Consider the following 18418-nt stretch of genomic DNA (forward strand, 5'->3'; position numbering starts at 1 on the left):
TGCGGTGTGAGGCCGTCTGAAAATATTGTTTCAGACGGCCTCACGCGTTTATTTTTCCTGTTTTTTCAACAGCAGGCACGAGATCAGGATGCAGCCGAGGGCGAAGGCGGCGATGGCGGCGTATTGCGGCAGCAGGTCGCGCATGGTGAGGCTTTTGGCGAAGGTGCCCAAGCTCACGGTGAGATACCACGAGGCGGGGAAAATTCTGCCCATCACATAGCCGCCACCCGAAAGCGTGGACATCGGATACAGAAAGCCCGAGTAGTTCATCGACGGAATCATGGCGATGATGGCGGTGGCGAAAATGGCGGCAAGCTGCGATTTCACAAAACACGACACCAACAGCCCCAGCGCGGTGGAGGCGGCCACCATCAGGAGCGTGCCGAGCGTCAGCGCAAGGAACGAGCCTTTGAGCGGCACGCCGAACCATAAAACCATCATCAGAAACGCGGCGGCAAAATTCACCATGCCCACGGCGATATAGGGAAGCTGTTTGCCGACGAGATACTGCGCCGCCGAAGCGGGCGAGGCGTAGAAGTTGGCAATCGAGCCGATTTCGCGCTCGCGCACCACGCCCACCGCCGCCATCATGGCCGGGATCATCATCAGCACCATCATCATCACGCCGGGCGAAATGGCGTCGATGCTGTCGAAATCCTGGTTGTACATAAAGCGCGGCTCGACGGACGCGGGCGGATCGAGCGACACGGGCGTGCCCGTGGCGGCGATGCGGTCTTTGGTGTAGGCCGTGATCAGGCTGCCGACGTAGCCGCGTATATTGGTGGCGTTAAACGGCATCGCGCCGTCGATGTAAAAGCCCACTTCGGGTTTGCGGCCGCGCTCCAAATCGCGGCCGAAACCACTGGGAATATCAATCACCAGCACCGCCTTCGAGCTTTTGAGCACGGTGTCGATTTGCTCTTCCGACTGTATCGGCGGCTGCTGGATAAAGTAGCGCGAGCCGGAAAAATACTCGGTGAGCTGACGGCTCTGCGCCGTCTGATCGCGGTCGTACACCGCGAATTTGAGGTTCTGCACGTCGAAGGACACGCCCCACGACACCGCCGCCATCATAATCAGCGGGCCGAACACGGCAAAAAACAGCCGGATGCGGTCGCGCAGCAGCTCTTTGGCCTCGCGCACGGCAAAGGTGCGCACCATGGCAAACCAGTATTTGAAAGACGTGGTGTCGAATTTCGGCGTTTCAGACGGCCTGTCTGCCTGTTCTGAAACCACGTTTTCAGACGGCCTTTGGGTTTGAAGGCCGTCTGAAAGCGTGTCTGTATTGCCTCCGTTTTCCCGCGCCTGTTTCCCCCCGCCGTCATTCCCGCGCAGGCGGGAATCCTGTTCGGGGTTTGGACGCGGCTCGGCTGCGGCGGGCGTTTGTGCGGCGGCGGGCAGATTCCCGTCTGTGCGGGCATGGCGGCCGGTTCCGTTTTCAGACGGCCTGTCTGCCTGTTCCGAAACCGTGTTTTCAGACGGCCTTTCGGCTTGGAGACCGTCTGAAACATCCGCCGCCTCGTTCTCCCGCGCCTGCGCCCGCGCGGGGGCGGGTTGGGGTGGCGTTTCGGCAGAAACGCTTTGCCGCGCGGAGTCGGCGGGCGGGTTGGCGGCCTGTCCGGTGTTTTCAGACGGCCTTTCGCCTTCGAGGCCGTCTGAAACCGTTTCCCTGCCACTGTCTTCCGCTTCCGCGTCAATCAGATACCGCACAAACGCCTCTTCCAAATCGGGGGCATGGCGGCGCTGCACCAGCTCCTGCGGCGTGCCGACGGCCAGCACGCGGCCTTTGTGCATCAGGGAAATGCGGTCGCAGCGGGCGGCCTCGTTCATAAAGTGGGTGGACACGAAAATGGTGATTTTGTCCTGCCGCGACAGTTTCAGCAGGTGCCGCCAGAACATGTCGCGGGCGGCGGGATCGACGCCCGAGGTCGGCTCGTCGAGAATCAGGATTTCGGGGTGGTGCAGGCAGGCGGCGGCCAGTTGCAGGCGTTGGCGGATGCCCAAGGGCAGCGAGGCGGGCGCGGTGTCGGCCACGTCGGCCAGATCGAACTGTTCGAGTGCTTCGGCTACCGCCGCCGCGCCCCTGCCGCCCATATCGTAAAGCTCGGCGTGCAGTTTCAGGTTTTGCCGCACGCTCAATTCTTCATACAGCGAAAACGCCTGCGACATATAACCCACGCGCATTTTGGTTTCGATGCCGCCCGCATTGATCGGCTGCCCCAGAATCTGAGCCGTGCCCTCGGTGGCTTCCAAAAGGCCGGTGAGCATTTTCATGGTGGTGGACTTGCCGCAGCCGTTGCTGCCCAAAAAGCCGAAAATCTCGCCCTTTTGAATGGTGAAACTCACATGATCCACGGCGGTGAAACTGCCGAAACGCTTGGTCAGGCCGTGCGCCTCCATCGCGGGCGGCGCATCGGGCACGGGCACGAACGGCGTAAGCTCCAAACCGCCCGAGCCCTGCTGTTTTTCCGGCGGCAGCATTTTGATATAGGCTTCTTCGAGGTTGTTTGCCCCGTATTCGCGCAACACCTCGGCGGTGGGCCTGTTTTCCAGCAGCCGCCCCGCGTCCATCGCCAAGAGCCGCTCAAACTGCTGCGCCTCTTCGATATAGGCGGTGGCGACAATCACCGTCATGCCCGCGTGCTCCTGCCGCAAGTCGTTGACCAAAGCCCAAAACTGGCGGCGCGAGAGCGGATCGACGCCCGTGGTCGGCTCGTCGAGAATCAGCAGATCGGGGCTGTGCACCAGTGCGCAGCACAGGCTGGCCTTCTGCTTCATCCCGCCCGAGAGCTTGCCCGCCGCACGGTCCACAAACGGCAGCAGCCCCGTGGCCTCGGTAAGCTGGCGGATGCGCGCCTGCCGCTGTTTCGCGTTCAGGCCGAACATCCGCGCGTGAAAATCGATGTTTTCGGCCACGGTGAGCGTGGGATAGAGGTTGCGCCCCAAACCCTGCGGCATAAAGGCGACGCGGTGCGACATTTCCCGCCGCACGTTTTTGTCGGCCATATCGCCGCCGAGCACTTCCACCCGCCCGCCCTGAATCACGCGCACGCCCGCAATCAGCGAGAGCAGCGTCGATTTGCCCACGCCGTCCGGCCCGATCAGGCCGACCGTGATGCCGCGCGGAATGTCCAGCGACACATCGTCCAGCGCAAGGGTTTTGCCGAAACGGTGGGAAAGGCGGGAAACGGAAATACAGTTCATGGACAATCTTTCGGAAGGCCGCAAAGGGAAGGGCGGATTATTCTGCAAACGGCGGCGCGGTGCAAACGGCAGAGGGCAGAGGCCGTCTGAAAATCTGTTTTTCAGACGGCCTCTTGCCGTTTAGGGCAGGGTGTACGGCAGCCGCGCACGCGGTTTGGGATTTTGGGGAAACGTGCAGATTGGTTGGGTATGGGCTGGTTTTTCAGACGGCCTCTGCTGTTTAGGCAGGGTGTGGCGCAAAGCCGCGCACGCGGTTTTGGGTTTGCGGGGAAATGCTCGGATTGGTTGGGCGGCAGGGAACGCGTGTGTCGCCTCGGGGCGACACACCCTACGTATGATTCCACAAGCCGTCATTCCCGCACGGGCGGGAATCTTCTCTAATATTCTGCAATTTTTGAAGAAACAATCGGTTATTCACATCAAACAAGATTCCCGCCAGTACTCCTTCGGAGCATAAACGCGGGAATGACGGATAGGAGGTTTTGGCTGCACCGAAGCTGCGCTTTCAGACGGCCTCTGTCGCTTTGTAGGGTGTGTGGCGCAAAGCCACGCACGCGGTTTGGATTTTGGGGGAAAACGCGCGGATTGGTTGGGCGGCAAAGAACGGGTGCGTCGCCTCGGGGCGACACACCCTGCCTTCGGTTCGGCACGGTTTGAATAGAACAGGCCGTCTGAAAAACCGTTTTACCGGTTTTCAGACGGCCTCTTTGCTTTAACAGCCTAGCAGCACCGACCGCCGTTTGCGCCGCAGCGGCGTTTGCGGCAGTAGTCTTGGAACTGCTGTTCGCTCATCACGGGGGCATTGGGATTGTGCCTGCGCTGCTGGGCAACGTAGTTTTCATAATCCGGCACGCCCGCCATCAGGTTGGCCGTGAGCTTGGCGGTTTTCCAAAACGCGGCGAGTTTGCGTTTTATCGCGGCTTTATGATGCTTCACCTTGCGCCTCCGCAGGTTGGGTGCCGTCGCGGTATACCGCCGGGATTTCTTTGGCGGTCGGCCAGCCGACTTTGCGGGCTTTGAGGGCGGTGCGCAGGCCGTAGAGGGCGACGACGACGACCACGCCGAGGAACAGGGCGGTGAGGCCGGAGTTCACATAGTCGTTCAGAATCACCTGCGACATTTCGCCGAGGTTTTTGGCGGGAGCGAGCACTTCGCCTTTGTCCAATGCGGCCTGGTATTTGTCGGCATGGGCGAGGAAGCTCACGCGGGGGCTTGCGTCAAACAGTTTCTGCAAGCCTGCCCAGCAGGTTACGAACAATACGCCGAAGGCGGGCACAAGCGTTACCCACACATAGCGGTCGCGCTTCATTTTGATAAGTACGACAGTACACATAATCAGCGCGACGCCCGCGAGCATCTGGTTGGCGATGCCGAACAGCGGCCACAGCGAGTTGATGCCGCCCAGCGGGTCGGTTACGCCGGTGTAGAGGAAGTAGCCCCACAGCGCGACGGCGATAAAGGTGGCGACAAGGTTGGCGGGGATGGAGTCGGTGTTGCCGAAGGGTTTGAAGAAGATGCTGCCCAAGTCCTGAATCATAAAGCGGGCGACGCGGGTGCCGGCATCGACGGCGGTAAGGATGAACAGGGCTTCAAACAAGAGGGCGAAGTGATACCAGAACGCCATCATGGCTTCGCCCGGAATCAGGCGGCTCATAATGTGCGCCATGCCAACGGCCAGTGTAGGCGCACCGCCCGCGCGGGAGAGGATGGTGTTTTCGCCGACTTCTTTGGCGGTGTGCAGCAGCGTGGCTTCGTCAACGGGGAAGTGGAGCTGGCTGCTAATCACCTGCGCGGCGTTGGCGGCATCGGTGCCGATCAGCGCGGCGGGGCTGTTCATGGCGAAATACACGCCCGGGTCAAGCGAAGCGGCAGCGGCCAGTGCCATAATCGCCACGAAACTTTCCATCAGCATGCCGCCGTAGCCGATCATGCGCACATGGGTTTCGTTTTCCAGCATTTTCGGGGTGGTGCCCGAAGAAATCAGCGCGTGGAAACCGGATACCGCGCCGCAGGCGATGGTGATGAACAGGAACGGGAACAGATGGCCGGAGAACACGGGGCCGGAGCCGTCGATAAAGTGCGTTACCGCAGGCATTTGCAGTGCGGGGTTCACAATCACAATGCCGATCGCCAGCGCGGCAATCGTGCCGATTTTCAGGAAAGTGGACAGATAATCGCGCGGGGTGAGCAGCAGCCATACCGGCAATACGGAGGCGACAAAGCCGTAAATCATAATCGCCCAAGTGAGCTGGATGCCGTCGAGGTCGAAAATATGGCCGAAAGAGCTGTGCGCTACGTCTTCACCATAGACTACCGCCAGCATCAGCAGGATAAAGCCGACGATGGAAATCTCGCCGATTTTGCCCGGACGGATGTAGCGGGTGTAAATGCCCATAAACAGCGCGATCGGCATGGTGGCGGCAATAGTGAACGTACCCCACGGGCTGTGCACGAGGGCTTTGACCACAATCAGCGCCAGCACCGCCATGATGATGACCATAATCATCAGGATACCGATGGAAGCGATCACGCCGGGGATGGTGCCCAATTCCTGTTTCACGATGTCGCCCAAAGACTTGCCGTCGCGGCGCATGGAAACGAACAAGACCATCATGTCCTGCACCGCGCCTGCAAACACCACGCCGAAGATAATCCACAGCGTGCCGGGCAGATAGCCCATCTGCGCCGCCAGCACGGGGCCGACCAGCGGGCCTGCACCCGCAATCGCGGCGAAGTGGTGGCCGAACAGCACGCCTTTGTGCGTCGGCACATAGTCGAGGCCGTCGTTGTGCCGCTCGGCGGGTGTGAGGCGGTTCGGATCGAGCCGCATCACGTTTTTTGCGATGTAGAGGCTGTAAAAGCGGTAGGCGATGCAGTACACCGATACGGCGGCGGTTACCATCCACACCGCGCTGACCTGCTCGCCCCTATTGACGGCAAGCGTGGTAAAGGAGGCCAGGCCGGCCAAAACCACAATGCCCCAAATGAGGAAGGTTTTTAACGATTTCATGGTTTAAATCCTTAAATTTGAAAAACAATCGGAAGAGTCGGAATATCGCGCGGCGGGCTGCGGCCGCCGGGGCTTTCTTGGCGAAGCGGGGTTTGATGGTAGTGTGCCGACCCGCCGTAAGATTAACACAAAGCGACATAAGATGCGGCGCATTTAACACAGCCGCAGGCAGGCCGCCGCGTTTTTATGTTTTAACTATCGAGCGTGTAGGTCGGATCCTCGAATCCGACATTTTCCCGCAGCATCCTCCTGCCGCGCGGATGTCGGATACAAGTATCCGACCTACGGTTGAAATCCCTTGTCCCGTCATTCCCGCGCAGGCGGAAATCTTGGTGGGGTTGGGCAGGAGGCTGTTTTTTCTAAGAATTATTGAATATCGGAGAAGATTCCCGCCTACGCGGAATGACGGCAGAGTGGGTCATACGTAGGGTGTGTCGCCCCAAGGCGACGCACGCGTTCCCTGCCGTTTAAAGGCCGTCTGAAAGCGCAGCTTCAACGAAGTTAAAATCCCCAAACCCGCTTTTCAGACGGCCTCTGCGTTTTGCGCGATGGGTAGGGTGGGTCTCGATCCACCGTTTGCGGGAAGTGGCACGTTGCGGCGATTGCGGCGGGTCTCGACCCACCCTACCTGAACAACAGAGGCCGTCTGAAAAGTGTTTTTCAGACGGCCTCTGCCTTGTTTTGGCGGGTGTTTCAGCGCGTGCGTTTGTAAAAGGCCATGTTCTGCTCGGCCGCGTCCTGCGCCAGTTCGCGGTTTTGGCGGTAGAGGTCTTTGTATTTTTCCTGTATCTGCTCGTCGGTCAGTTTGCCGCCGGTTTCTTTGATTTGGATTTCAAAGAGTTTGATGTCGGTTTGGAATTTTTTGATCCACAAGTCGCGCAGGGCGGTTACTTCTTTGTCGTTTGCTTTGAAGGCTTGCAGCTTGGCCACGGCATCTTGGTAGGCTTGGATGTTGCTGCGGTAGATTTCGATGCTGAGGCTGTTGCGGCGGGCGGGGTCTTTGCTGGTTTTGAGTTCTTCGACCTTTTTGCGCATTTCTTCGGAATCGAGGTAGGCGGAGCTTTGCGCGCCGATTTCTTCGATTTGTTTCAAGAGTGCCAGCGCGTCGGCTTTGAAGGCGGGGTCTTCTTTGGAGACGGCGTCGGTGTGGCCTGCGGCTTCGTGTTGCGCGGCGGGGCCGGATGCCGCTGCCGGTGAGGCGGGGGTTTGGGCGGGGGCGGATGCTGCGGCGGGCGTTGCTTTTTCCGGCTGGCAGGCGGTGAGGGCGAGGGCGCAGAGGAGGGCGGTGAGGCAGGGGGTGTGTTTCATGGTTTCTTTCTGTTTTGTTATGGGAAGGTGGGAAGGAGGCGGGGCGTTTTCAGACGGCCTTTTGTGTGCTTTATTCGTCGCTTTCTTCGATGCGGACGCTGTGGTCGATGAGGCCGGGGAGGACGAAGGCGGCCGCGCCGGAGGATTTGCCTTCGGAGAGGCGTTGCAGGTAGGGTTCGTCGATGTCGCCGGTGAGGTAGCGGCCGCTGAAACAGGAGTCGTCGAAGGCTTCGATGGCGGGGTTCATGGCGCGGATGACGTTTTCGAGGGCGGCGAGGTCTTGGAAGACGCAGCCGTCTGCGCCGACTTCGGCGGCGATTTGGGCGGCGGTGCGGCCGTTGGCGATGAGTTCTTCGCGGGTGGGCATGTCGATGCCGTAGACGTTGGGATAGCGTACTTCGGGGGCGGCGGAGGCGAAGAAGACTTTTTTCGCGCCGGCGGCTTTGGCCATTTCGACGATTTCGCGGCTGGTGGTGCCGCGTACGATGGAGTCGTCAACCAGCAGGATGTTTTTGCCTTTGAATTCGCTGTCCATCGGGTTGAGTTTCTGGCGCACGGATTTTTTGCGGGTGGCCTGGCCGGGCATGATGAAGGTGCGGCCGATGTAGCGGTTTTTGATGAAGCCTTCGCGGTAGGGTTTGCCCAGGTGGGCGGCGAGTTCCATTGCGCTGGGGCGGCTGGTGTCGGGGATGGGCATGACGACGTCGATGTCGGCCAAATCGATTTCGCTTTTGACTTTTTCGGCCAGGGTGATGCCCATGTTGACGCGCGCCTGATAGACGGACACGCCGTCGATGACGGAATCGGGGCGGGCGAAATAGACGTATTCGAACAGGCAGGGGGCGAGCTTGGGGTGTGCGGCGCACTGGCGGCTGTGCAGTTTGCCGTCGGTGGTGATGAAGACGGCTTCGCCGGGGGCGATGTCGCGCACGGTTTCGTAGGTGAGGCTGTTGAAGACGACGGATTCGGAGGCCACGGCCCAGTCGGTTTTGCCGTCGGCGCGGCGGTTTCTGCCCAAAACCAGCGGGCGGATGCCGTAGGGGTCGCGGAAGGCGAGCAGGCCGTAGCCGGCGATCAGGGCGACGACGCCGTATGCGCCGCGCACGAGTGTGTGCAGGCGGGAGACGGCGTTGAAGATGTGGTCGGGGGTGAGGGTGTGGCCGTCTGAAAGGGCGGTTTCGCGGTGCAGCTCGTGGGCGAGGACGTTGAGCAGCACTTCGGAATCGGAGCCGGTGTTGACGTGGCGCAGGTGTTTGTCGCACACGCTGCGGTAGAGCTCGTCGGTGTTGGTGAGGTTGCCGTTGTGCGCCAGCATGATGCCGAAGGGGGAGCTGACGTAGAAGGGCTGGGCTTCGGCGGTGCTGCCCGCGTTGCCGGCGGTGGGGTAGCGCACGTGGCCGATGCCGGTGTTGCCCGAGAGCTCTCGCATGTTGCGGGTGCGGAACACTTCGCGCACCATGCCTTTGCCTTTGTGCATGTGGAAGGTCGAACCGTTCAGGGTGGCGATGCCGGCCGCGTCCTGCCCTCTGTGTTGCAGCATTTGCAGGCCGTCATACAGAAGCTGGTTGACCGGTTCGTTGGCGACAAGGCCGAAAACTCCGCACATGAAATGATCTCCGAATGGTTGAAATGCCCGCAGGGCGGGCGGCGGTTTGCCGGTTTGCTGTGGAGGCCGTCTGAAAGCGCGTTTTCAGACGGCCTTTGCAAAACAAAACGTGGCGGCAGCATGTTGTTCAGCCGCCGTAGCGGGTGATTTTTTCCGACAGATAGGCGGGCAGGTAGGGCACGGCGGCATCGGCCGCGCCCTCGAAAAAGGGTGCGCTGTACGACTGCTGCCAGTCTTCGCTCTGCGGCAGGTCGGTGAAGGCGCAGACCAGCACCGCCAGCGTAACCGCTGCGCCGCCGCGCACGATGCCGTACAGCGCGCCGAGCAGGCGGTTGAGGCCGCCGAGGCCGACGGCTTTCGCGCCGCCGGTGAGCAGCGGGCGCAGCAGCGACATGGCCAGCAGCACGGCGGCGAAGGCGGCGACGAAGCCGGCGGCGGTGGCGAGGACGGGGGGCTGCACCGACGATAAAACGGTCGCGCCCAGCGGGGCGGCGGCGAGTTTGGCCACCGACAGGGCAAACAGCCAAGAAACCAGCGACAGCACTTCGCCGATCATGCCGCGCACCGCGCCGGCGGCGGCGGAGAGGCCGACGATGGCGAGGACGGAAATATCGAATAGGGTCATGGCCTTGCCTGTGCTTTGCGGTTGGTCGGAGGCCGTCTGAAAAACGTAAAAACAGGTTTGGGCTGCGTCGAAGCTGCGTTTTCAGACGGCCTGCATGCTATTTGCCGAGGACGACTGCGCCGTCCATGCCCTGCGCTTTGATGCGGTCGAGGGCTTTTTGTGCTTCGTCGCGGCTGGGGAAGGTGCCGGTGCGCACGCGGTACACTTTGCCGTTGGCGGTGTCCACTTCGCGCACGACCGCGCTGTATCCGGCGTCGGCCAGTCGCTGCTGGGCTTTTTTCGCCTGCTCCTGCGAGCGGTACGCGCCTGTTTGGATCATGGCGCGGCGGCCTTTCTGGTTTTCGAGGATGGCCTGCGGGTCGGGTTTGGCGGGTCTGCTTTTGTTTTCCAGAGCCTGCCGCGCGCGGTTGGCTTTGTCGGCTTCTTTTTGTTTGGCCGCGTCCTGCTGTTTTTTCAGCGCGGCGGCTTTTTTCTCGTCGGCCAGGCGTTTTTCTTCGGCGGCTTTGCGCTCTTCTGCCTGTTTTTTGATTTCCTGTTTTTTCAGGTCGGCGGCACGTTTTTCTTCGGCGGCTTGGCGCAGCTCGGCTTTTTGCCGCTCTTCAAGCTGTTTGCGCTCGGCCGCGTGTTTTTCGGCCAGTGTCTGCACGCGGGCGGCTTCCTGTTTTTTCTGTTCGGCGCGTTTGGCTTCGGCCTGTTTTTTGGCTTCCTGCTGTTTTTTCAACTCGGCGAGGCGTTTTTCTTCGGCGGCTCTGCGCTCTTCGGCCAGACGTTGTTTGGCTTCCTGCTGTTTTTTCTGCTCGGCAAGGCGTTTTTCTTCGGCGGCTCTGCGCTCTTCGGCCAGGCGTTGTTTGGCTTCCTGCCGTTTTTTCTGTTCGGCCAGGCGTTTTTCTTCGGTTTCACGCCGCTGCTGTTCGGCAAGCTGTCTGCGTTCGGCGGCTTGTTTTTCGGCCAGTGCCTGCCTTTGCGCTTCGGCCTGTCTGCGTTCGGCCAGGCGTTGCTCGCGGGCGGTTTTTCTGGCTTCGGCTTCGGCGCGCTGTTTTTCCAGCCGCTCGCCTTCGGCGCGGATTTCGCGCAGGCGTTTTTCGCGGGCGGCGGCGCGGCGTTCGGCTTCTTCGGCGCGGTCTTCTTCGGCGGTGAGGCGTTCGACTTCGATGCGGCGGGCTTCGTCGGCCTTGCGTTCGGCTTCGATGCGGGCTTTTTCGGCGGCGAGGCGTTTTTCCCGCGCCAGTTTTTCGGCGGCTTTGCGGCGGGCGCGTTCGGCGGCCTGTTGGTCGGTGTTGTTGATGGTTACGGCGGGCAGGGGGGCGGCGGGGTCGGCTTTTTTGACGATGGTGCGCACGGAGCCGTCGTCGTCGGTTTGTTCGACGCTTTCCTGGCCTTCTTTGAGTTCGTAAACGGGTTTGGCTTCTTTTTTGCGGGCGGCGGGAGCGGGGGTGTCGGAGGCGGTTTCGGCGGAGATGTCGTAGGTGTCGGCGGCGTCTTCGTCCTGGTTGGCGGCGTATTCGGACGCGGCGGAGGCGGGGTTTTCAGACGGCCTTTGGGCGGGGATTTCGGTTTTGACGGCGGGGGGCGGGGTGTCGTCCGCGCCGCCGTTGACGGTGAGGCCGAAGACGATGCCGGCGGCGGCGACCATGGCCGACGCGCCGACGAGGCGGCGGCGGTTTTTGCGTTTGATTTGTTCGTATTCGTTGAGCGAATCGAGTCGTTTGTCTGCCATTTTGTTTCCCGTTCTGCGTTTTATCCCGCCGCGTGGTGGCCGGTGGGTTTGTCGGTGATTGTCATGACTTCGGCGACGGTGTGGAAGGAGCCGAAGGCGGCGATTCTATCATTTTCGCCGCTGTCCGCCAAAGCGGCGCGGTAGGCCGCCGCGACGTTGGGAAAGCGGCGGATTTCGGTGATGCCGCAGGCGCGGAGCGCGGTTTCGATGGCTTCGCCGCTCATGCCGCGCGGCAGGTGCAGGGGGGCGACGTACCAGATGTCGAACTGGTCTTTAAGGATGGCGGCGACGCCGCCGATGTCTTTGTCGGCGAGGATGCTGAATACGGCGGTGCGTTTTTGCGCGAAGGGCAGGCCGATGAGGTTTTGCCGCATGGCGCGGGCGGCGTGGGGGTTGTGGCCGACGTCCCAGACGGTGAGGGGGCGGCCGGGGAGGACTTGAAAGCGGCCGGGGTTTTCTGCGCCGAGGAGGCCGCGTTTGATGGCGCCGGCGTCGATGGGGAGTTTGGCGTTGAGGCATTCGATGGCGGCGAGGGCGGCGGCGGCGTTGGCGAGCTGGTAGCTGCCGCGCAGGGCGGGCATGGGCAGGGCGTTGCGGTTGCGTTTGAGGCCGTCTGAAAAGGTGCTGCTGTGTTCGGGGTGGAAGCGGAACGACCATTGCTGGTTTTCGAGTTTGGCGAGGCTGTAATCGCGTTTGTACAGCAAAAGGTCTGCGCCGACGCTGCGGGCGTGGTCGAGCAGGCTTTGCGGCGGCGGGTTTTGGCCGCAGACGGCGGGGCGGCCGCCGCGCAGGATGCCGGCTTTTTCGTAGGCGACTTGTTCGACGGTGTCGCCGAGGAAGGCTTGGTGGTCGAGGTCGATGCTGGTGATGACGGAGACGTCGCCGTCGAAGATGTTGACGGCATCGAGCCGGCCGCCGAGGCCGACTTCGAGGATGATGATGTCGGCCTGTTCGCGGATGAAGATGTCGGCGGCGGCGAGGGTGTTGAACTCGAAATAGGTGAGCGAGATGTCGCCGCGCGCGGCTTCGATGCGCTCGAAGGCATCGGTGATGAGGCGGTCTGAAACGGGTTGGCCGTTGAGGGCGATGCGTTCGTTGTAGCGCAGCAGGTGGGGGCTGGTGAGGGTGCCGGTTTTGAAGCCGGCTTCTTTATAGATGGCGGTGAGAAAGGCGCAGACCGAGCCTTTGCCGTTGGTGCCGCCGACGATGACGACGGGGCAGGCGGGGTTGAGCTTCATGCGCCGTTTTACTTCGCCGACGCGTTCCAAGCCCATGTCGATGAGGCCGTTGCTGTGGGCGGTTTCGAGGTGGGCGAGCCATTGGCTGAGGGTTTTCATGGGGGCTTCCGTGTATATCTATGGTTGAGGCCGTCTGAAAAGCAGTTTGGCGTTTTCAGACGGCCTTTTTTCAGACGGCCTTTGCAAGCTCCGCGCGCATTTGGCTGATAACGGCGCGGTAGTCGGGCTGGCCGAAGATGGCGGAGCCGGCGACGAAGGTGTCCGCGCCGGCGGCGGCGGCTTGGGCGATGTTGGCGGTTTTGATGCCGCCGTCCACTTCCAGTGCGATACGCCGTCCGCTTTGCGCTTCGTATGCGTCGAGCAGGGCGCGGGTTTGGCGCAGCTTGGCGAAAGTGTGCGGGATAAAGCTCTGGCCGCCGAAGCCGGGGTTGACCGACATCAGCAGCACCATGTCGAGGCGGTCGAGTACGTTTTCCAAAACGGACACGGAGGTGGCGGGGTTGAGCACCAGCCCGGCCTGGCAGCCGCGCTCGCGGATGAGGGCGAGGCTGCGGTCGGCGTGGCGGCTGGCTTCGGGGTGGAAGGTGATGATGTCCGCGCCCGCGTCGGCGAAGGCGGCGATGAGGCTGTCCACCGGTTCGACCATCAGGTGCACGTCCACCGGCACGGCGGCGTAGGGCTTGATGGCGGTGCACACCATCGGGCCGAAGGTGAGGTTGGGCACGTAATGGTTGTCCATCACGTCAAAATGGATCAAATCCGCGCCCGCCTCGACAACGCGGGTAACTTCCTCGCCCAAGCGGGCGAAATCGGCGGACAAAATGCTGGGGGCGATACGGAATTTCTGCATGGGATGCTTTCGGCGGCTCTTCGGATGCCCGTTTTATTCCAAACGGCATAAAAATAAAAGTTATAGCGTTTTTACAACATAAAATTCCGCGCGGCGGCGGATGAGGGGCAGGGTTGCGCAATATCATGGCAGTCAAAGTTTGTTTTACCCAAGTTTACGGCTATTATACCGTGTTTACAGGCCGCTCCCGTATATTTCCCACCGCTCCAACCGCCCGACGACAAAGCCGAGAAAGAACAAAGTGTTTAACGCCAAACAACGCCGCTTTTTGCGTGCCGCCGCCGTGTCCGGCCTGCTGTGCGGCCAACCCTTCCTCCCCGCCGCCGCCCTCAACATCCAAGATTTCCAACCCAACTGCGACATCCGCCAGCTGCGCCTCTCGCGCGAACAATACGAAGAGCTGCGCAGCCTGCGCGGCGAATACAAACAGGCCGTCGAACGCCTCAACGCGCAAAACCGCCACAGCGAACGCGCCCGCCGCGACCACCTGCTGCGCATCCTCTCCTCCTCCCAGTTTGACGAACGGCTGGCGCACCGCTACATCGGCGAACGCTACGAAACCGGCTTGCAGTTTGCCGAAGAAGAACTGGGCATCCAATATAAATTCTACCAACTGCTCAACCCGCAGCAGCAGCGCGTGTGGGTGCAGAAATGCCTCACCTGAGGCAGACGGACAACAGGGAACGGAAACCGCCGTTCCCTTTTTTGCGCCCCGCTTTTTCAGACGGCCTGTTGTCCCGCCCGCCCTGCAATGTCAGAATACCGCCCGCATCCAACGCCGGACACCGCAACATGGAACAACCCGACTTCTTCGACATCCCCAGCCCCTGCATCGGCGTATGCCGCGCCGACGACAAAGGCTGCTGCGTCGGCTGCCTGCGCAGCCGCGAAGAGCGGCTCTACTGGCTGAAAATGACCGACGGCCAGAAACACCAAGTCATGCGCCTGATTGCCGCCCGCCGCAAAAAACGCAGCCAGACTGCGGCCGAAAAAACCCGTCATCCGGCAGAAAACCCCGCGCAGCAAGGCTTCGATTTCACATAAAGACCGTCTGAAAACCAACTTTGGAGCACACAACATGAACCCCGCCCGCCTCGCCCTACTGTTGCCGATTGCCCTCGCCGCCTGCGAATACAGCGACACCCCCTACGGCCGCTACGCCCGCATCGACCTGCCCGTCGAAAACCGCACCGTCATCCACAAAACCGTTACCGTCAACGCCCCGCCCGGCACCACCGTCATCTACGGCGACACCACTCCCGCCTCCGCCTATTCCGGCTACGACTGCTACTACGACCGCCACAACCGCCGCCGCCGCTGCGAAGCACGCAACCCGCCGCCGCGCAGCGTGTACCGCATCGAAGGCGGCAGCGGCGACATCCGCCAAAGCTACGAAGGCTACGGATATGCCTTTTAAAGCGGGTTTTGAAACCACAGGCGTATTGAATGCCGACACGTTCTAAGGCCGTCTGAAAACACAACTTCGGCGCGGGCAGGGCGGCTGTTCGGAACACCGGATATTTCATCTTTCCCGTCATCATCTTACCCGAATCCGCCGCCGAAACCCCCACCCCGCCGTTGACAGCGTACACGCCCTTGCGTATAGTCCGCGCTTTCTTTACGGAGTAATGGCTGAGAGGCTGAAGGCACTTCCCTGCTAAGGAAGCATGTGGGGTCAACCTGCATCGAGGGTTCGAATCCCTCTTACTCCGCCACTTAACTTTCTGGAAGTTTTTACAAACTTTCAAAATCAATCAAAACAGGGTAAGTTTTCAACGGCTTACCCTGTTTTTTCTTTCGGACGTTTTAGGACGTTTCCAATCGTTTTTTAATCTTTTTAATTTTTTTATGGTATTTTATTTGGTATCTGAACAAAACGGGATGCCGGATTATGCCGAAAATTGTGAAGCCGCTGACGTTGGCGCAGGTGAAGGCTGCGCGGGCGAAGGACAAGCTCTATAAGCTGTCGGACGGGGGCGGGCTTGCGCTGTGGGTGCTGCCGACGGGCGGGAAGTCTTGGCGTTTGAGCTACCGGCGGCCGGACGGGCGGCAGGATACGGCAACGCTCGGGCTGTATCCGCGCTTTGGTTTGGCGGATGCGCGGGCGTGGCGGGATGAGATGCTGGTGCGGCTGGCGCGGGGCGGCGATCCGAAGGCGGTGTCTGACGATGTGGCGGCGAAGTGGCGGTTTGAAAACTGCCTGTCGCGCTGGTTCGAGTTGTGGCGCACACAGGACGGGAAGACGGGCAGCGGCAAGAATCCGAAGTATGCGGCGCAGGTGTTGTCTGCGCTGGGAGACAATGTGCTGCCGTCGTTTCGCGGGCGGGACATCCGTTCTATCACGACGGCGGAGGTGGTCGATGTGCTGCGCGGGATGGAGGCGCGGGGGGTGCTGTCGTATTTGAAGCGCACGAAAAGCAGCCTGAATCTGCTGTTTGACTATTTTGTGGCGGACGGGACGCTGGCGGCCAATCCGGTCGCGGTCATCGGGCGGCAGGTGTTCCGCAAGCCGAGGGAGCGGCATTTCGCGGCGTTGGACTGGCGGGAGCTGCCTTTGCTAATCGAGCGGCTGGAAACGGCGGACGGGGTGGGGCTGCGGGCGCGGCTGCTGGTTTATTGGCAGTTGTTGAGTATGGTGCGGCCTGCGGAGGCGGCGGAGACACGGCTGTCGGAAATCGATTTGGACGCGGGTTTGTGGGAGATTCCGTTGGAGCGGATGAAGACGCGGCCGCATGTGGTGCCGCTGACGCCTGCGCTGCTGCAAATCTACCGTGAGGCGGTGGCAATTAATGTGCGCGGGGTGTGGCTGTTTGAGGGTTTGGGCTATAACAAGCCGATGTCGGTAGAATCGGTGCGTATCAAGCTGCGGCAGAAGATGGGGCTGGATTCGACGGCGCACGGGCTGCGGTCGTTGGCGCGGACGTATCTGCGGGAGGTGTTTAAGGTGCGGCACGATGTGGGGGAGCTTTTGTTGTCCCACTCGATTCAGGACAAGACGCAGCGGGCGTACAACCGTGCGGAGTTGTTGGACGAGCGGCGGGAGGTGCTGACGCGCTGGGGCGATGATGTGATGGCTTTGCGCGAAAAATACCGGCGCAAATAAAGATGCCGCCCAAATCGGGCGGCATGGTTGTTACTGCATATCGGTTTCGGGCGGCAGTCCGAGATGGCGGTTGCGCAGGCGGACGACTTCGCTGCGGCGGTAGAGGTTGTCGCGCCCTGCCTTGATGGGCTGGGGGACGCGCCCCTGCCTGCGGTAGTGCCAGATGGTTGTGGTGCTGGGCGGGCGTTTGCCGGGGAGTGTCCACAGTTCTTTGACGCCGTCCAGGGTGATGATGTCGTTCACGGCCTAGCCTCCTATGGCGATGCCCAGCCACAGGCCGAAGACGAGGGCTGTGAGGGCGGTGTTGACGGTTAGACAGTGCAGGGCTTTTTGTTCGTGGGCGGCTGCGGCGGCTTTCTGCTTCTGCGCGTTTTCGAGGATGCGCACGGCAATGGCTGCGCTGCGTTCGGCTTCTTCGAGGAATTGCCGGGCTTCTTCGCGTTGGCGGATGGGGTTCATGCGGTTGCTCCTTCGGGCGGTTGGGGGAGTGGTTGCCAGTGGGTTACGTAATCGGTGATGTTTCCTCCTTGATAGCGGAATATCTGTTTTTCAGGGATGAAGCAGGCTTCAAATCTGCTTTTCTCTACGTCGTCCCAAACCAGATAAAAATCACATTTTTTCGGCAGTCTGTCCCCCACGCTTATCCAGCTGCTCTGTTCGGCGCGGGCGAGCCAGCCCTCAAACATATCTTGCGGATTAACCTCATCTGCTCTTGATGAGGACATAAAAGTTCCGTCTTTGTACTTTTTCGGCAGGTATCCGAATATTTCTTTATACCACGCTTCAAACGCGGTTCTTTCTTGCTCGATTTGTTCGGGTGTCATGTTTTATCCTTTTATTCTGTGAACAACGCCGCCGCTTATTTGCCGGGTATCCAGTCCGTTGATGGCGGTGATTTTGTCTGTGCCGAGGGTTTGGGCGGCCTGTATTTCGACAACGACGGTGCTGATGATGTTGCTGCTGATTTTGCTGACGGCATGGGCGGTTTCGATGTTGATGCTGCCGTCTTTGAGGCCGCGCAGGGTGGTGAAGAGTTCTTCACGAAGCTGTGCGGTTACGCTTTGATTTTGCATGACATTCGTCCTTTAAGGTTTGGTTGGCCTGTGCCGCTGTTTTGAGTTCGGGCGGGATGGCGAGGTGTTGCGGGTTTGCGGTGAGCAGAAGGATGTTTTGCCTCAGCTCGGCTACGGGAAAGAGAAATTCCGACCACGCGCCTTGTTTTTCCATGATGGTTTTTTGTGTTACTTCTACCTGCTTTTGGTTGAGCAGGAACAGGCTGGGGATGATGAGGCAGTGGGTGTAGCTGTCTGCGTCGCCGTCGTCGGCTTCGGGGTTGGTTTTGGCAAACATGACGAACAGGTCGGTTTTGAATTTGTTGCGGCAGCGGAAGCGGTATTTGAGGTTTCCTTTATTGCCTTTGTTTTCAAATCCCGCCGAGCTTTTGACGTCGATTTTCGCGCCGTTGAGGATGAAGTCGTAGGCGGGGTTGTTGAACTGTACGGACAGGTTGGTGTTGACGGCTTCGGGCAGGTGGCGGGCAAACAGGCTTTCGCCGACGCGGCCGATTTCCGCGCCCCTGCTGTTGACGATGAAGCCTTCGGTGAGGCGCAGGATGCCGGATGCCTGGGCGATCATGGTGGCTTGGATGATGCTGATGCCTGCTTCGTGGGCGGCGGCGCGGATGGGGGCTTTGCCGCGGTACAGGGCGATAAAGCGGTCGGCCTGTTCGCGGCTTGCGCCGAAGGTGGAAATCATGG

Annotated in this window: 18 protein-coding genes and 1 tRNA gene; 5 read left to right on the forward strand and 14 right to left on the reverse strand. The window is 60.8% G+C overall.

Annotated elements, in window-relative coordinates:
* Positions 1-48 precede the first annotated feature (48 nt).
* From H3L91_RS03315 to rpe, 9 genes are all read right to left on the reverse strand, one after another.
* The gene (locus H3L91_RS03315) at positions 49-3204 is read right to left on the reverse strand and encodes an ABC transporter ATP-binding protein/permease (protein ID WP_007342082.1); all 3156 of its coding nucleotides are present in this window, start codon (positions 3202-3204) and stop codon (positions 49-51) included.
* 720 nt (positions 3205-3924) lie between these two features.
* Entirely contained in the window at positions 3925-4119 is a 195-nt protein-coding gene (locus H3L91_RS03320) for a YbdD/YjiX family protein (RefSeq protein WP_036496363.1), read from the reverse strand.
* A 7-nt stretch (positions 4120-4126) separates the two neighbouring features.
* Complete coding sequence (locus H3L91_RS03325) at positions 4127-6214, reverse strand: carbon starvation CstA family protein (protein WP_007342087.1); 2088 nt, start codon at positions 6212-6214, stop codon at positions 4127-4129.
* Positions 6215-6907: 693 nt separating this feature from the next.
* On the reverse strand, positions 6908-7522 hold the full coding sequence (locus H3L91_RS03330) for a hypothetical protein (RefSeq protein WP_007342088.1): 615 nt from the start codon (positions 7520-7522) through the stop codon (positions 6908-6910).
* 70 nt (positions 7523-7592) lie between these two features.
* On the reverse strand, positions 7593-9128 hold the full coding sequence (gene purF, locus H3L91_RS03335; RefSeq protein ID WP_007342089.1) for an amidophosphoribosyltransferase: 1536 nt from the start codon (positions 9126-9128) through the stop codon (positions 7593-7595).
* Between the two features lie 127 nt (positions 9129-9255).
* Positions 9256-9753 (reverse strand): CvpA family protein, encoded by a 498-nt coding sequence (locus tag H3L91_RS03340; RefSeq protein ID WP_007342091.1) that lies wholly within the window; start codon positions 9751-9753, stop codon positions 9256-9258.
* A gap of 97 nt (positions 9754-9850) precedes the next feature.
* Complete coding sequence (locus tag H3L91_RS03345; protein ID WP_007342092.1) at positions 9851-11470, reverse strand: SPOR domain-containing protein; 1620 nt, start codon at positions 11468-11470, stop codon at positions 9851-9853.
* A 20-nt stretch (positions 11471-11490) separates the two neighbouring features.
* Entirely contained in the window at positions 11491-12807 is a 1317-nt protein-coding gene (folC, locus tag H3L91_RS03350; RefSeq protein ID WP_007342093.1) for a bifunctional tetrahydrofolate synthase/dihydrofolate synthase, read from the reverse strand.
* Between the two features lie 70 nt (positions 12808-12877).
* Positions 12878-13558, reverse strand: a complete 681-nt coding sequence (gene rpe, locus H3L91_RS03355) for a ribulose-phosphate 3-epimerase (RefSeq protein ID WP_007342094.1) — start codon at positions 13556-13558, stop codon at positions 12878-12880.
* A gap of 241 nt (positions 13559-13799) precedes the next feature.
* Here rpe and H3L91_RS03360 point away from each other — a divergent pair, with 241 nt between their 5' ends.
* The 5 genes from H3L91_RS03360 (at position 13800) to H3L91_RS03380 (ending at position 16661) form a co-directional block, all read left to right on the forward strand.
* Entirely contained in the window at positions 13800-14222 is a 423-nt protein-coding gene (locus H3L91_RS03360) for a Spy/CpxP family protein refolding chaperone (RefSeq protein ID WP_007342095.1), read from the forward strand.
* Between the two features lie 128 nt (positions 14223-14350).
* Positions 14351-14602, forward strand: a complete 252-nt coding sequence (locus H3L91_RS03365; RefSeq protein WP_007342097.1) for a DUF1289 domain-containing protein — start codon at positions 14351-14353, stop codon at positions 14600-14602.
* A gap of 34 nt (positions 14603-14636) precedes the next feature.
* Positions 14637-14975: a spore coat-associated protein camelysin gene (locus H3L91_RS12600; protein WP_370992033.1), complete on the forward strand. Its 339-nt coding sequence runs from the start codon at positions 14637-14639 to the stop codon at positions 14973-14975.
* Positions 14976-15180: 205 nt separating this feature from the next.
* Positions 15181-15273, forward strand: a tRNA-Ser gene (locus tag H3L91_RS03375).
* A 176-nt stretch (positions 15274-15449) separates the two neighbouring features.
* Positions 15450-16661 (forward strand): tyrosine-type recombinase/integrase, encoded by a 1212-nt coding sequence (locus H3L91_RS03380; protein ID WP_007342099.1) that lies wholly within the window; start codon positions 15450-15452, stop codon positions 16659-16661.
* 30 nt (positions 16662-16691) lie between these two features.
* Here the strand turns inward: H3L91_RS03380 and H3L91_RS03385 are convergent, their stop codons facing one another.
* Genes H3L91_RS03385 through H3L91_RS03405 form a run of 5 tightly spaced genes read right to left on the reverse strand, consistent with a single transcriptional unit; the run spans position 16692 to position 18416 of the window.
* On the reverse strand, positions 16692-16904 hold the full coding sequence (locus H3L91_RS03385) for an excisionase (RefSeq protein WP_007342100.1): 213 nt from the start codon (positions 16902-16904) through the stop codon (positions 16692-16694).
* Positions 16905-16907: 3 nt separating this feature from the next.
* On the reverse strand, positions 16908-17120 hold the full coding sequence (locus tag H3L91_RS03390) for a hypothetical protein (protein WP_007342101.1): 213 nt from the start codon (positions 17118-17120) through the stop codon (positions 16908-16910).
* Positions 17117-17485, reverse strand: coding sequence for a DUF551 domain-containing protein (locus H3L91_RS03395; RefSeq protein ID WP_007342102.1), 369 nt, complete (start codon positions 17483-17485; stop codon positions 17117-17119). The genes H3L91_RS03390 and H3L91_RS03395 overlap by 4 nt, the downstream gene beginning before the upstream one ends.
* 3 nt (positions 17486-17488) lie before the next feature.
* Entirely contained in the window at positions 17489-17734 is a 246-nt protein-coding gene (locus H3L91_RS03400; protein WP_007342103.1) for a hypothetical protein, read from the reverse strand.
* On the reverse strand, positions 17700-18416 hold the full coding sequence (locus tag H3L91_RS03405; protein WP_007342104.1) for a hypothetical protein: 717 nt from the start codon (positions 18414-18416) through the stop codon (positions 17700-17702). The genes H3L91_RS03400 and H3L91_RS03405 overlap by 35 nt, the downstream gene beginning before the upstream one ends.
* Positions 18417-18418 lie beyond the last annotated feature (2 nt).

Source organism: Neisseria bacilliformis (assembly GCF_014055025.1).
Classification (GTDB): Bacteria; Pseudomonadota; Gammaproteobacteria; order Burkholderiales; family Neisseriaceae; genus Neisseria; species Neisseria bacilliformis.

Excerpts from the sequence above, each read along its gene's own strand:
- rpe (WP_007342094.1), bottom strand. The coding sequence starts at position 13,558 with ATGCAGAAATTCCGTATCGCCCCCAGCATTTTGTCCGCCGATTTCGCC.
- H3L91_RS03400 (WP_007342103.1), bottom strand. The coding sequence starts at position 17,734 with ATGCAAAATCAAAGCGTAACCGCACAGCTTCGTGAAGAACTCTTCACC.
- purF (WP_007342089.1), bottom strand. The coding sequence starts at position 9,128 with ATGTGCGGAGTTTTCGGCCTTGTCGCCAACGAACCGGTCAACCAGCTT.
- H3L91_RS03395 (WP_007342102.1), bottom strand. The coding sequence starts at position 17,485 with ATGACACCCGAACAAATCGAGCAAGAAAGAACCGCGTTTGAAGCGTGG.
- H3L91_RS03380 (WP_007342099.1), top strand. The coding sequence starts at position 15,450 with ATGCCGAAAATTGTGAAGCCGCTGACGTTGGCGCAGGTGAAGGCTGCG.
- H3L91_RS03390 (WP_007342101.1), bottom strand. The coding sequence starts at position 17,120 with ATGAACCCCATCCGCCAACGCGAAGAAGCCCGGCAATTCCTCGAAGAA.
- H3L91_RS03345 (WP_007342092.1), bottom strand. The coding sequence starts at position 11,470 with ATGGCAGACAAACGACTCGATTCGCTCAACGAATACGAACAAATCAAA.
- H3L91_RS03405 (WP_007342104.1), bottom strand. The coding sequence starts at position 18,416 with ATGATTTCCACCTTCGGCGCAAGCCGCGAACAGGCCGACCGCTTTATC.
- H3L91_RS03330 (WP_007342088.1), bottom strand. The coding sequence starts at position 7,522 with ATGAAACACACCCCCTGCCTCACCGCCCTCCTCTGCGCCCTCGCCCTC.
- H3L91_RS12600 (WP_370992033.1), top strand. The coding sequence starts at position 14,637 with ATGAACCCCGCCCGCCTCGCCCTACTGTTGCCGATTGCCCTCGCCGCC.
- H3L91_RS03325 (WP_007342087.1), bottom strand. The coding sequence starts at position 6,214 with ATGAAATCGTTAAAAACCTTCCTCATTTGGGGCATTGTGGTTTTGGCC.
- H3L91_RS03365 (WP_007342097.1), top strand. The coding sequence starts at position 14,351 with ATGGAACAACCCGACTTCTTCGACATCCCCAGCCCCTGCATCGGCGTA.
- H3L91_RS03340 (WP_007342091.1), bottom strand. The coding sequence starts at position 9,753 with ATGACCCTATTCGATATTTCCGTCCTCGCCATCGTCGGCCTCTCCGCC.
- H3L91_RS03315 (WP_007342082.1), bottom strand. The coding sequence starts at position 3,204 with ATGAACTGTATTTCCGTTTCCCGCCTTTCCCACCGTTTCGGCAAAACC.
- folC (WP_007342093.1), bottom strand. The coding sequence starts at position 12,807 with ATGAAAACCCTCAGCCAATGGCTCGCCCACCTCGAAACCGCCCACAGC.